11 protein-coding genes are annotated in these 12,123 nt (G+C 60.1%); 4 read left to right on the forward strand and 7 right to left on the reverse strand.

The genetic code is table 11. The features are described 5' to 3' along the window. The first annotated feature begins 103 nt into the window (after positions 1-103). From ACFVHU_RS07665 to ACFVHU_RS07675, 3 genes are all read left to right on the forward strand, one after another. On the forward strand, positions 104-766 hold the full coding sequence (locus ACFVHU_RS07665; RefSeq protein ID WP_388023637.1) for a GntR family transcriptional regulator: 663 nt from the start codon (positions 104-106) through the stop codon (positions 764-766). 673 nt (positions 767-1,439) lie between these two features. Then, on the forward strand, positions 1,440-2,093 hold the full coding sequence (locus ACFVHU_RS07670; RefSeq protein ID WP_388023640.1) for a helix-turn-helix domain-containing protein: 654 nt from the start codon (positions 1,440-1,442) through the stop codon (positions 2,091-2,093). After that, the gene (locus ACFVHU_RS07675; RefSeq protein WP_388023643.1) at positions 2,090-3,376 is read left to right on the forward strand and encodes a type II toxin-antitoxin system HipA family toxin; all 1,287 of its coding nucleotides are present in this window, start codon (positions 2,090-2,092) and stop codon (positions 3,374-3,376) included. The genes ACFVHU_RS07670 and ACFVHU_RS07675 overlap by 4 nt, the downstream gene beginning before the upstream one ends. An 83-nt stretch (positions 3,377-3,459) precedes the next feature. Here ACFVHU_RS07675 and ACFVHU_RS07680 read toward each other — a convergent pair whose 3' ends face one another. The 4 genes from ACFVHU_RS07680 to ACFVHU_RS07695 all read right to left on the reverse strand — a co-directional run bounded on the left by ACFVHU_RS07680 (position 3,460) and on the right by ACFVHU_RS07695 (position 7,929). Continuing rightward, positions 3,460-4,533, reverse strand: coding sequence for an alkene reductase (locus tag ACFVHU_RS07680; RefSeq protein ID WP_359185044.1), 1,074 nt, complete (start codon positions 4,531-4,533; stop codon positions 3,460-3,462). 211 nt (positions 4,534-4,744) lie between these two features. Next, entirely contained in the window at positions 4,745-5,497 is a 753-nt protein-coding gene (locus ACFVHU_RS07685; protein WP_388023646.1) for an SDR family NAD(P)-dependent oxidoreductase, read from the reverse strand. Positions 5,498-5,676: 179 nt separating this feature from the next. After that, positions 5,677-6,474: an IclR family transcriptional regulator gene (locus ACFVHU_RS07690; RefSeq protein ID WP_105659173.1), complete on the reverse strand. Its 798-nt coding sequence runs from the start codon at positions 6,472-6,474 to the stop codon at positions 5,677-5,679. 93 nt (positions 6,475-6,567) lie between these two features. After that, positions 6,568-7,929 carry a flavin monoamine oxidase family protein gene (locus ACFVHU_RS07695; RefSeq protein ID WP_286172303.1) on the reverse strand — a complete coding sequence of 454 codons (1,362 nt, stop codon included), beginning with the start codon at positions 7,927-7,929 and terminating at the stop codon, positions 6,568-6,570. 73 nt (positions 7,930-8,002) lie between these two features. Between ACFVHU_RS07695 and ACFVHU_RS07700 the strand changes: the two genes are divergently transcribed. Then, positions 8,003-9,406 carry a PucR family transcriptional regulator gene (locus ACFVHU_RS07700; RefSeq protein WP_388023650.1) on the forward strand — a complete coding sequence of 468 codons (1,404 nt, stop codon included), beginning with the start codon at positions 8,003-8,005 and terminating at the stop codon, positions 9,404-9,406. Between the two features lie 81 nt (positions 9,407-9,487). On the opposite strand, the gene ACFVHU_RS07705 is transcribed toward ACFVHU_RS07700, so the two are convergent. From ACFVHU_RS07705 to ACFVHU_RS07715, 3 genes are all read right to left on the reverse strand, one after another. Continuing rightward, positions 9,488-10,999 carry an MFS transporter gene (locus ACFVHU_RS07705; RefSeq protein WP_388023653.1) on the reverse strand — a complete coding sequence of 504 codons (1,512 nt, stop codon included), beginning with the start codon at positions 10,997-10,999 and terminating at the stop codon, positions 9,488-9,490. A 528-nt stretch (positions 11,000-11,527) separates the two neighbouring features. After that, positions 11,528-11,713: a hypothetical protein gene (locus ACFVHU_RS07710; protein WP_105659169.1), complete on the reverse strand. Its 186-nt coding sequence runs from the start codon at positions 11,711-11,713 to the stop codon at positions 11,528-11,530. Continuing rightward, positions 11,710-12,099, reverse strand: a complete 390-nt coding sequence (locus ACFVHU_RS07715; protein ID WP_388023656.1) for a riboflavin kinase — start codon at positions 12,097-12,099, stop codon at positions 11,710-11,712. The genes ACFVHU_RS07710 and ACFVHU_RS07715 overlap by 4 nt, the downstream gene beginning before the upstream one ends. Positions 12,100-12,123: the final 24 nt, after the last annotated feature.

Genomic DNA, 12,123 nt, shown 5'->3' on the forward strand with positions numbered 1-12,123 from the left:
ACGATCGCCTTTGGCGGGTGCGTTGCTCTCGACGCACCCGCCAAAGGCGCTAAAATCAACAGTTAACAATCAACAGTTGATCTCCAAGATTGAGGGGCGCTTTATGGCTATGGCCGATTCTTCCTTGGTGGGGCTTCGGAAAAAGAGCCTGCGCGAGCAGGCTCTGATCGCCCTGCGCCGCGCCATCACGACCGGTGAACTGGAGCAAGGCACCCATCTGGTGGAAACAGAGCTGTCTGCCTCCATGCAGATCAGCCGCGGCACCTTGCGCGAAGCCTTGCGCCAGCTGGAGCAGGAAGGCTTGGTCTCCGCAGGCGAACGCGGCCGGTTGTCAGTTCGCCACCTGGACAACAAGGAAATCCAGGACATCTTCGCGGTGCGTGCCTCGCTGGAAACCCTGGCGGCAACGACGTTGCTGCAGCGCGAAGACCTTCCAGACGCTCTCGCGCAACTGCGCTCCGCGGTCAGCACCATGGAGCAACTCGAGGGCCATGAAATCGAGGAGCGGATCGAAGCGGATCTCGAGTTCCACCGCACTCTGTGCCGGCTGTCCGAGAATGACACCTTGCTGCATGCCTGGGAGCAGCTTGAGGGCTCCATCCGCATGTCCATCATGTTTGGCGGCTACGAACGCGGGGTGCGCAATATGGATGTCGCACGGCATTTCAAGCTGGTGGACACCATCGAAGCTGGCGACAGGGCCGCGGTCAGCGCGGAAATCTCCGAGCATATGCGCATTGCCGCCGAAACCCTGATGGGCTCATAGGAATCTTCTGCGGTCTGCCCATCTCGCTCCTCGAGGTGTTTGTGCTATGCCTCGATGCGGCGGGGCCCAACCGGACTTGCACCGGTTACGGTAATACGGTCTGGAAAGCCGGACGTTCATCGAACAAAGCGTTCAGTCGCCCCTGACAATGGTGCCGGACGGGATCGTTGATCCGCTCCTTTTTCCACGTGCTGCTCCTCGACTGGTTACGTCGCCACCACGAACCACCAAGCGGATAGTGATAGCAACACGGATCCTTACTATCATTTTCTAAGAAAGTGATAGTAAGGGGAATTCATACCATCGCTTTGGAGGGACCCATAGCCGGCTCCCTTTACGCCTGGCCTGCGTTCAGCTCCCCTATTTTGAGGTACCAAGAGCACTTCTGACTGCCGAAAATCCTCATACTCTTTTCCGGTGCTGAAGTTCGGCGATCGAGATGACCTGGACTTTGCGCAAATGAAAAAGCTCATCAAGATCGATTTGACGCAAAAGCTTTCGCTATTGAAACCTCCCTGTTGCCCAGTGACCTAAGCCTACGCGCACGTTCATTCACATTAATCAATGTGAACAAACGTATACTTTCGTAAAAGTGTACGTATATTCACCTTCTTGATTGTGCACGTACGTTCACTTATAATAATGTGTATATACGTGCACAACAGGAGGTTTCATGAATCGCGACGTTTCGACCCAAAAGGAACTCGGAGCATTCGTGCATGATGCCCGGATGAAACTCGGCCTCACTCAAGAAGCCCTAGCCGACCGCGCAGGCGTTTCGCGCAAATGGCTTATAGGCCTGGAGCAGGGTGTACGCACGAGAGCTGAACTCGGCAAGGTGTTAGATACCTTTGAAGCACTCGGGATATCAATAATTCTTTCTTTCAATGCTGAACCCGAAATCGAGTCATCAGATGAAGACCGCTACCATTCGATAGCTCGTATCTCTCCGGCCGCGTCGGAAGCAATTAGAAAAGCCTCGAGTTTGGATCAGTCCTCTTTCCCAAGATTGGCACCCTCGAACATAGGTCAATCGGCCTTCCGAAAACTAGCCGCATCGGGGCTCGGCGAATCCTCATTCCAAAAGTTCGCCAAAGAACTGCGCAACCAAACAGGCATCCGAAACCTAGCCGCCTCCGATCTCGGTCAATCGGCGTTGCAACAGTCCCTTAGAAAAGGGTTGCCTAGTTCAGATGCTTCGACTTTCGATCGCAACTCAAGCACCGCGAACGACGTAGAAAGCGAGCAGGATCAAGCACTTCTTGATAATGACGAATGCAATGAACCGGACAATAAAGATGAGAACAACGAACAGGGCCCGCGATGAAAGAACTCGTGACCTTTTTATACGGGCAGCCTGTCGGAATCCTTCAACAAGATCATTCCGGTAACAGAAAATTTCAATTCGTCCCACAAGATTCTAGACAAGCCAGATTATCCCTGGCAATGCCCTATCGAGAGACCCCTTACCAGCGCTCTATTACTGATCCGTTCATCGAGGGGCTAATTCCGGAAGGCGAAGCTGTCCGCCAGTCGTTCGCTGATGACTTTGGCATTTCGGCAAAGAATCCCTTCGCCTTACTTGAGCATATTGGGTTTGAATGTGCAGGAGCAGTGCAGTTCGTACGGCCGGATGAAATTGACGAGCTAACGCGTTCCGCAGGTGAACTCGTGGCTTGCAACGACAATGAAATCGGTCAACGCATCAGGGTTTTATCTTCGTCTCCGAAAGGATCGTGGACTGTCGGTCGTGAACGGTGGTCACTAGCTGGAGCTCAAAGCAAATTCGCTTTGAGATGGCAGGACGGATGGCATGAAGCCACTGGCAGCGAACCGACAACCCACATTTTCAAGCCCGGCATCCAAGATTTTCGAGATCAAGCACTCAATGAGCACCTATGCCTGAAGACTTTGGGACGCATGGGATTACAAGTTGCCGAAACCAACTTCACGCAGTTTGACGGGCAATCGACAATCGTGGTGAAACGGTACGATCGGCTTATTGAGGGAAACAACGTCTATCGGGTCCATCAAGAAGACTTCTGCCAGGCCACTTCGACCTTACCTACAAACAAGTACGAGTCGAACCGGGGACCCAGCGCACTCAAGATCATTAAGACCCTTCGAGAAGCTCGTGCTCCTGAAACTGAAGTTCAAAAATTCATTGAAGGCCTAATAGGAAATTACCTTTTGGGAGCTCCCGACGCACACGGCAAGAACTACTCGATACTCCATCTCCCTGATGGCCGTGTGCAGCTTGCGCCATTTTATGACATCGCATCTGGCTTGCCCTACGAACACGTTAGTAACGACGGTTTTCCGAAGAAAAACGATGGATTGCGGAAGGCCGCCATGTCCATCGGGGGCGAGCGACAGTTCGGGAGAGTCTCATCAAAGCATTGGTCAAGATTTGCTCGTGAAGCAAAAATAGATGAAGAGTGGTTGCGGATGACAGTGAGTGCGATGACGTACGCTCTGCCTATCGCCATGGCAGAAGTTTTCGAAAACGAATCCGGGGCCATAGGCAACAGCGAACTACCGAGCAAGCTTTATCCAAAGGTCGAACACCTCTGTGCGACAACTCAAACTCTTCTAGAGCATGACGTGTAGCTCGCTGGATCTGGAGAAGCCACCGCTTCCGTTTACGAACGGAAGCGGTGGCTTCATCTAAACTAAGTCAGAAGTTTTAGAGGCTAGTTCTCCCAGAATGGGTAGTCGATGTAGCCCTTTGGACCTTCAGTGTAGAAGGTCGCAAAATCTGGTTCATTCAGCGGCAGCTGTTCCTTCCAGCGGCGCACCAGATCCGGGTTGGCAATCGCAGGGCGTCCCACGACAACCGCTTCGCCCCAGCCTTCGGAAGCCACGCGTGCGGCTTCCTCATAGGTGGTGATCTCCGCGAAGCCGGTGTTCAGCAGCACCGGTCCGCCAAATGCCTCGCGCAGCGACTGGACCAGCTCGCCGGCTGGGTCATGGTGCAGGATGCTCAGGTTGGCCAGCCCCAGTGGCGCGATGCCCTGGACCAGCGCAGTGTAGGTAGCCAGCACATCCGCACGATCGTTTTCCACGGCACCCTGGACATTGTGTTCCGGCGAAATGCGCAGGCCGGTCTTGCCAGCGCCAATGGCGTTGGCTACTGCGGTCACGACTTCGATGACAAAGCTGGCCCGGTTCTCCGGGGAACCACCGTAGTTGTCGTTGCGGGTGTTGGCCGAAGGCGCCAGGAACTCGTGCAGCAGGTAGCCGTTGGCCCCGTGAAGCTCCACGCCGTCGAACCCGGCGGCGATGGCGTTGCGCGAAGCGGTGACGAATTCTTCGATGATCCTTGGGAGTTCTCCGGTGGCCAGGGCATGCGGAACCGGGTACGCGTGCTTGCCGGTGTAGGTGCGTGATTCGCCTTCAACTGCTATGGCGCTTGGCGCCTCGACGTAGTTTGCACCGGTGGTTTCCGGGTGGGTGACTCGTCCGGCGTGCATGATCTGGGCAACGATGAGGCCGCCTTCGGCGTGCACCGCATCGGTGACCTTCTTCCAGCCGGCAATCTGCTCCTCTGTGACCAGGCCCGGCTGGCGGACGAAGCCCTGGCCGGCAAAGCTCGGGTAGGTGCCCTCGCTGACGATCAGGCCCAGGGATGCACGCTGGCGGTAGTACTCGACTACATCGGCGTTGGGCACGCCGTCCTTGCCCGAACGAGAACGGGTGAGCGGTGCCATGACCAGGCGGTTGGAGAGCTTGAGGTCGCCGAGGGCGAGAGGGGAAAACAGATCCATGGGATGGGACTCCTGAAGTGGAAATTGTAATTGCACAGCGTAACTAACCTCGCCAGCAACTTATTCCGTTTCAGCCAAGAACGTGATCTGGCTAACGGCTTCAAAGCTTTGGATTCGCCTGACGCTCATGGCCTGGATTCGCGGGCTCACGAGGAGCAGGAAACAAGCGGATGCGGCACAGCTCCGCACCGCATCCGCTTGATCCGACAGGCTATACGGCGGTGTAGCCGCCGTCAACCAGGTGGTAGCTGCCGGTCACGAAGGACGCGGCATCGCTGGCCAGGAATGCCACGAGCGCGGCCACTTCTTCCGGCTTGCCCAAGCGGGCAATCGGGTGCTTGTCGACCAGCGCGTCATAGGCTTTCTTGGGCATCTGCTGCAGCAGCGGGGTGTCGATGAAGCCCGGGGCCACGCTGTTCACGCGCACGCCCTGGGTCGCATACTCCACGGCGGCAGTCTTGCTCAGGCCCACCACGGCATGCTTCGTGGAAACGTAGGCGGAGCTGCCGGCGAAGCCCACCGAGCCGAGGATCGAGGCCATGTTCACGATGGACCCTCCCCCGTTCTCGCTCATGGCGTTGGCCTGGGCGCGGGTTCCGCGGAAGACGGCGTTGAGGTTCACGGAGATGACCTTGTCCCAGTCCTCGTCGGTCAGCTCGCCCACCTTGGCGGCGCGGCCGCCGATGCCTGCGTTGTTGACGCCGATCTTCAATGGAGCCATGGCGTTGGCGGCCTTGATGGTTTCGTCGATGACAGCCGAAGAGCTGGCATCTCCTGCAACAGCTACAGCTTCTCCGCCTGCGGCCTTGATGGTTTCCACGGTAGCGCCCGCGGCCTCGGCATTGAGGTCCTGGACCACCACTTTGGTTCCGTTGGCGGCTAAGAGGATGGCGATAGCCTGGCCGATGCCCGAACCGGCGCCGGTGACTACTGCCGAACGATCTGCTACATCATACTGAGCCATGATGGACCCACTTTCCGTTTCAAGATGGTCACGGGATTTCCGTTGGCCTCATACCTTGGACGCTACTCCGATCCATCTCGAAAGTCGATGACGTGTCAATCAAAGGTCTATGAGCTCAGTCACTGCTCCGCAGAGCCAACCAGGCGACGCAGGTTGCTGCACGCCAGCATTGCCCGGACCTATTCCCCGGTCATCGAAACGATGCGTCGGCGTACCATCTTGGCGCCTTCAAGCAGGCCCTCGATCTTCTGCACTTCCAGCTTTTCGGTGTCCACGCGGTGGCGCGGTGCCATGTAGGCGAGCATTCCGATGAGATCGTTGCCAGCGCCGCGGATCGGGACCGCCACGGAAATGATTCCCACTTCCAGCTCGTCAATGGTGCTTGCCCAGCCGCGTTCGCGAATCTGATCCAGCTCGGCGTCCAAGGCTTTCCATGTGGTGATCGTTTGGCTCGTCAGCTTTTCCAGCTTGCTTCCGGTAGCAATGCGGATCGATTCCTTATCCAGTTCGGAAAGGAGCAGCTTTCCGGTAGCCGAGGCATGCAATGGCCAGCGCTGGCCCTGCAGCTCGGTCATCGACATTCCAATGGCGCGCGGAGACGCTTGCTGCACGAGATCCAGGTCGTACTTCCCGTGGCGCACGCTCAGCGTCACCGTTTCGTTGAGCATGTCGGCGATCTCCACTACCACGTCGCTGACCCTGGATAGCAACCCCGGGGTGGGATCAACGTCCTGGGCAATGCGGGCCAGATCCCAGCCGAGGGTGTAGTGCGTGTCCTGGCGGTCGACGAACCCTTCTTCTTCCAGGGTCAGCAGCAGGCGGAAGACCGTGGCCCGGGCCAAGCCGATCTGCTTGGCGATCTCCGTGACCGTCAAGGGTTCCCCCCTGGCGGCAAGGGCGCGCAGCACCGCGATTGCCCGTGAAACCGACCGGTTTGCCGCCATGCCGCCAGAGGATTTTCCACTTGTTTCTCCCATGGAGGGGAACCAGCCTTTCGAATAGTCTTCTATTCAGCCTAGCCGGTTGACCGCAGGGTGAACACTCTGCCCATAAATCGAGCCAAGGCCCGATTACCCTTCGAGTGCGGCGCGCACCTCACGGGATACCCGCAACCCGCTCTCGATAGCACCGTCGAAGAAGCCGGCCCAAAGGTTGGCCAGGTCGCTGCCGGCCAGGTGCACTGCCCCTTCGGCACGCTGCAGCTCGGCTTGGCCCGTGGTGTAGGCCTGCGGCCGGTGGATGAGCCAGGTTTCCTTGGCGTAGGGATCCGCGTTCCAGTCGTGGGCCGCGATTTCCAGGACTTCCAGGTCATCGCGCCAGGCACGCAGCGCTTCCTGCACGTCCTCGATACTGGTGATGTCCAAGCGTGAGGCGTCGGCGCCGAAGGAGACCAGTACTGCATCCTCTTCGCCCACGAATTCCGTGCGTACCACCGAGAGCGGGTGCTCCTGCGTGGAGTACGCGAAGAATGGCTTGATCGGACCCTTCACCCGGATCCAGAGCTTGAGCCCCTGTGATGCGGTACCTGCCTGGCTCACCTCGCGCTTGACCGGCGACAGCGCAGGCTGGATATCCAGCTCGTGCAGGATGTTCAGCGGAACGGTGACAATGACCCGGCGAGCGCGCAAGCTCTCGCCGCTTGCCAGTACCACGGTGGCGCCCTGCTCATCGTGGGCAATCGAGGCCACTGGCGCATTCAGGCGGATCTCTCCGGGAACGTCGGATGCAATGGCCTTGACCAGCTGGTCATTGCCATCTTCCAGCCGGTAAACGGCGCTGGCCTCATGCATGACGCGCCATGCTCCGGAGGTGGCCGCGGTCCAGCGGATCGCTGCGCTGAAGCCGACCTGGTCCAGCGGCCCATTGCAATGCCCCACCCAGGCCGCTTCATTGGCCTGCCGCTCGTCATCGCTCAGATCCAGGCGGTCAAGGGCCTGCTGCAAGGTCAGCTGATCGGCCTGCGCGAACTGATCGTCATTGGAGACCAAGTCGGGGCGCGGCAGGAGCTTTCCGCTTTCGCCTACCAGGGCGTGCATGCCGTGGTCGATCAGGTCCATGAAGCCGGCCAGGTCCCCGCGCTGCACCTTGCCATCGGCATACCAGAAGGTCTCCTCGGACTTCGGACCGCGGCCCGCGCGCAGTCCGTAGCGGGTGACCTCGGCCCACACGTGCGGCTGGGTCCAGTGCAGCCAGTTTCCGCCCAGCTCCAGGTGCTTGCCCAGGCGGTCCTCGGTGTAGAGGCGGCCGCCCATGCGGTCGCGCGCTTCGAGCACGGTGACCGAGTAGTCGGCTGCGCCCAGTTCGCGGGCGGCGGTCAGGCCGGCCAGGCCGGCGCCGATGATGATGACATCTGAGTCGTAAGTGTTGTCCATGGTTTTCCGGTCCTTTTCATGTGCCAGTCGTGTACTGGTAGCCACTGTATGGTGCGGCATCCAGGAGATCACTTATGCGGATGTAAGATATTCATACTATTTTCATCACTGCGCACAAAACCCTGGAGAAAAGATGGCGGAACTGCTCACGATCGCCAAACTCATTTCTGATCCGGCCTTGGATACCAAGGTGATCGCCGGCCAGTCAGGCCTTGGACGCATCGTGCGCTGGGCGCAGACCAGCGAATCCGCTGAGCCGTGGCGCTGGCTGGGTAACGAGGAACTATTGATGTCCCTGGGCCTGAATATCCCCGCGGAAGCCCAAGAGCAGGCCGATTTCGTCCGCAAGGCGGATGCTGCGGGGATTGCAGGGCTGATCATTGGCCAGGATGGGCTCGCACCCGAGCTCACACGCGAGATGCTGCAGGCGGCCGATGAACTGACCTTCCCGGTGCTGTCCACCGGACCGCAAACCCCCTTCGTGGTGATCGCCCGGACAGTGGCCGCCGTGACCACCAACCAGCTGAACCGCTCGGTCCTGCTACTTTCCCGGATGTACCAGGAAGCCGGATCGCAGAATCGGAGGGGCAAGCGCAGCGGCGACTGGGTGGAAAAGCTGTGCTCGGTGGACATTGCTGTCCAGGACACGATGACCGGATGCCCAGTGATCGGCACACTGCCCACGAATGCGCATCGCCGCCACTCCCTGTCCACCATCCGCCCCACCCAATTGCTCGTCCCGGCCGACGCGCAACTGGATGCCCTGCTGCTGGTGCACCTCAAGCAGATCCTCGCGGTCGATGCCAATTCGCTGCTCCAGGATGCCGGCAATGCCGTCGCCGCGGCCGAAACTTCCCTGCGACTGGGCCTGGCCGGCAAGCTGGGCGAACAGGATATCGATGGCGGTGCATGGATCGCTGGGGAGCCCGGATTCCGGGTCGCCTGCGCCCCGGGAAAGCTGCTCGATGCCGTGGCGATGTCCCTGTCCTTGCACGGGTTGATGCCGCTAGCCACGTCGTGGAAGAACAACTCCATCGCCGTAGTGCGCGAGAAGGATCTTCCGGTGCTACGGACGATCGCCAGCGAATTGCAGGCCACTTTCGGACTAAGCTCACCGCAGCAGCGCTTCGCGGACCTCGAAGGCGCGGCGCAAGAAGCGCAGGGGGCGATTCCTTCTGAACCCCGGCCCGGAGAACTCGTTGAATTCTCCGGACTGCAGGTGTCACTGCTGGCCCGATCCGCCTCGGAAGCCGAGCGAATCGTCAGCATGGTGCTCGGCCCGCTGGCAGGCTCCAGCAACCAGGTAGCCGTGTACCGGGATTCCCTTTTCGCCTTGCTGGACCGCGACCTGCAATGGCAGCACACCGCGAATTTCTTGGGCATCCACCGGCAGACCTTGGCCTACCGGATCAAGCAGGCCGAATTGCTGACCGGGCGCAGCGTACGCAAAGTAGTGGATATCTCGGACTTCTACCTCGCGCGCAAGGCCTGGCCCATCACACAGACCGGATCAGCACGCACCAACTACAGCGGATAGGCCCCCGCAACGCGAACCGCCCGATACGCGTTCCCTCCGTCGGGAACGCCCACCGGGCGGTTGCTGCAAGGCTTTTCGATTCTAGCTGCTCGTTTCTGGAGCTCGGGCTGGCACCGGGGCGAGAAGCATGGTGGAGGTATCCAGCAGCTCATTTTCATCCTGTCCCTTGGCCAGGGCCAGCGCTTCTTCGCGCGTGCGCACCACGGGCGCCGAACCGAGCAGCGGACGGGATGCCGTCTCGCGCAGCTTGAAGGTGGCAAAAAGCGCGATGACCGAGAAGAACATGATGTAGTAGGCCGGTGCGAAGTGGTTGCCGGTGGTGTTCACCAGGATCTGGCTGACCAGCGGCGTGGTTCCGCCGAAAATGGAGATCGACAGGTTGTGTGTGACTCCCATTCCGCCGTACCGCGAAGCGGTGGGGAACAGCTCGGACATGACAGCTCCGGTCAGGGCCAGGAAGAAGGCGCTGGGCAGGGCCACCATGAACAGCGAGAGGTACAGCGACCACATGGTTCCCACGTGCATCAGCGCAAAGGCGGGCACCAGCAGGACCAGGTTGCCGATGGTAGCCATCATGTAGATCGGGCGCCGCCCGATCTTGTCGGACCAGATCGCCACCAGCGGGATCAGCGCCGCCTGCAGGACCAGCACAACTACCGCAGCCACTGCGGTGTGCACTGCCGGCGACCCGATTTCCGCTTCGAGGTAGGTGGGCATGTAGCTGGTGAGCATATATCCGGAGGTGCCATCCGCGGCGATCAGCGCGCAGCCGATGAGGATCTGCGGCCAGTAGTGGCGGAAGATGTTCGGCAGATTGTGGCGGACGAACATCGGATGGACCTTGCCGACCTCGGCAGCCTCGCGGGCCGCTTCGAAGGTCGGGGATTCCGGGATCTTGCTGCGCAGTGAAATCGCCACGATGCCCAGCGGCAAGGCAACCAGGAACGGGATGCGCCAGCCGCCGGCGAGCATTGCATTCTCGCCCCACACCGATGTGGTGAGCATGGAAGTCGCAGCAACAGCTGCCGCACCGGCAGCGAAGCCGAGCATCGATCCCGAGTTCAGCAGGGAGGTCATGAATCCGCGGCGGTCATCCGGGGAGAACTCGGCAACGTAGGTTGCGGCGCCGGAGTATTCGCCGCCGGTGGAGAAGCCCTGCAGCATCTTGAGCAGGTACAGCGGGACGATCACCCACAGGCCGACCTGCCCAGCGGTGGGAAGCAAGCCAATCAGCGTGGTGGCTCCGGCCATCAGGGCGATGGTGAAGAACATGACCTTGCGCCGGCCGATCTTGTCCCCGAGCGGGCCCAGGATCATTCCGCCCAGCGGGCGGACGATGAAGGACACGGCGAAACCGAACAGCGTTACCAGCAGGCCCATGCTCTGGTCCATGCCTTCGGTGAAGACCGCGGTCATGGTCACTGCCAGGTAGCCGTAGACCCCGATGTCATACCATTCGATGAAATTGCCAATGCCCGCGCCGATCTGTGCGCGGCGCAATTCCTTCTTGTCGACGACAATGCAGTCATCGGCGCGGAGCCTGCGCGATACCTTGGGCAACGCGGGGCGCTGCATTCTCGATGATTCGCTCATCGTATTCTCTTTCCTGCCGGGAATTGGTTTCGAGATCTGATGCTCTCGCTGCGCATGAACTGCTGTGGAATTTTCACTTGCAATAGCGAAACAAGAACTTCATAACGTTCACCAGATGATCATGCTAGTTATCTAGTGAACACGACACTTCGGTGATGCACAACACATTCTGCAAAACATTTCATCCTCGGACCCAGCTTCGGGGCCCGGAAATTCAAGGAGTGCAGCTGCACGAACGGAGCTGACATGGCGACTGAGATGTTTTTGGCGCCCTGGGCGTTGAGCAGAAATGTCCCGGATTAAACCCGCGACGGCGCAGGAGCATTGCCCATATGGCCGGGCCCATGGCGGCACGAGGGCGCCAAGGCAGCGCCAGAAAGCCGCGCGAGGAAGCGGGATGATCCCGCGGGGATTCGCGCGGCTTGGGTGGAGAGGCACCAGGATTTTTGCCGGTGGCGCCTCAGGCCCGCGGCGTCCAGCGCCCGGGAGCCAGGGGCCTTGTCCAGCAGGCCTGGTCCCTGCGGGAGGCTATTTTCCGCTGTCCATGTAGTGGATGCAGCGGCGGGCCAGGCTCTTGCTCACCCCGGCTTTTTGCGCGATGCGCTTGGCATCGCGGATCGGCACCGGGATGCCCTGGCGTTCAATGACGGTCGCCACCCGCTGCACCGCCCAGGACGGCGGCGCAGCCGGGGGCGCCATTGCGATCCCGCTCATGCAAGGACGCTTTCCCGCAGCTGTGCCGCGCGTCGCGTCTCGGCCACATCCCGATGCAGCTGTTCCACCAGGGTTCCAGCATCCGCATATTCAATTTGCGGGCGCTGGAATTCCAGCAGGCGCACCACCAGGTGCTGACCGTAGAGATCCCCGGAGAAGTCGAGCAGATGCGCTTCGAGCAGCACCTGCCCGCCGGTGCGGTAGAAGGTGGCGCGCCGGCCGATGGACACGCAGGCAGGCACCTGGCGCCCATCGGGCAGCAGCACTTCGGCACCCCACACGCCATCGAGCTGGTCATCTTGCAGCATGGGGACATTCGCGGTGCGGAAGCCGAGTTCTCGCCCGCGGGCGTCTCCGTGCTCGACGATTCCTTCAATGGCATGCATGGGCTCTTCCCTCCTGGTGGTAAT

The organism is Glutamicibacter sp. NPDC127525 (genome assembly GCF_042672105.1).
GTDB lineage: Bacteria > Actinomycetota > Actinomycetes > Actinomycetales > Micrococcaceae > Glutamicibacter.

What these genes read in the sequence shown, in the direction of transcription:
- ACFVHU_RS07710 (WP_105659169.1), bottom strand. Translation starts at nt 11,713, where the DNA reads ATGAGCGGGATCGCAATGGCGCCCCCGGCTGCGCCGCCGTCCTGGGCG.
- ACFVHU_RS07700 (WP_388023650.1), top strand. Translation starts at nt 8,003, where the DNA reads ATGGCGGAACTGCTCACGATCGCCAAACTCATTTCTGATCCGGCCTTG.
- ACFVHU_RS07680 (WP_359185044.1), bottom strand. Translation starts at nt 4,533, where the DNA reads ATGGATCTGTTTTCCCCTCTCGCCCTCGGCGACCTCAAGCTCTCCAAC.
- ACFVHU_RS07675 (WP_388023643.1), top strand. Translation starts at nt 2,090, where the DNA reads ATGAAAGAACTCGTGACCTTTTTATACGGGCAGCCTGTCGGAATCCTT.
- ACFVHU_RS07690 (WP_105659173.1), bottom strand. Translation starts at nt 6,474, where the DNA reads ATGGGAGAAACAAGTGGAAAATCCTCTGGCGGCATGGCGGCAAACCGG.
- ACFVHU_RS07685 (WP_388023646.1), bottom strand. Translation starts at nt 5,497, where the DNA reads ATGGCTCAGTATGATGTAGCAGATCGTTCGGCAGTAGTCACCGGCGCC.
- ACFVHU_RS07715 (WP_388023656.1), bottom strand. Translation starts at nt 12,099, where the DNA reads ATGCATGCCATTGAAGGAATCGTCGAGCACGGAGACGCCCGCGGGCGA.
- ACFVHU_RS07705 (WP_388023653.1), bottom strand. Translation starts at nt 10,999, where the DNA reads ATGAGCGAATCATCGAGAATGCAGCGCCCCGCGTTGCCCAAGGTATCG.
- ACFVHU_RS07665 (WP_388023637.1), top strand. Translation starts at nt 104, where the DNA reads ATGGCTATGGCCGATTCTTCCTTGGTGGGGCTTCGGAAAAAGAGCCTG.
- ACFVHU_RS07695 (WP_286172303.1), bottom strand. Translation starts at nt 7,929, where the DNA reads ATGCCGCACCATACAGTGGCTACCAGTACACGACTGGCACATGAAAAG.
- ACFVHU_RS07670 (WP_388023640.1), top strand. Translation starts at nt 1,440, where the DNA reads ATGAATCGCGACGTTTCGACCCAAAAGGAACTCGGAGCATTCGTGCAT.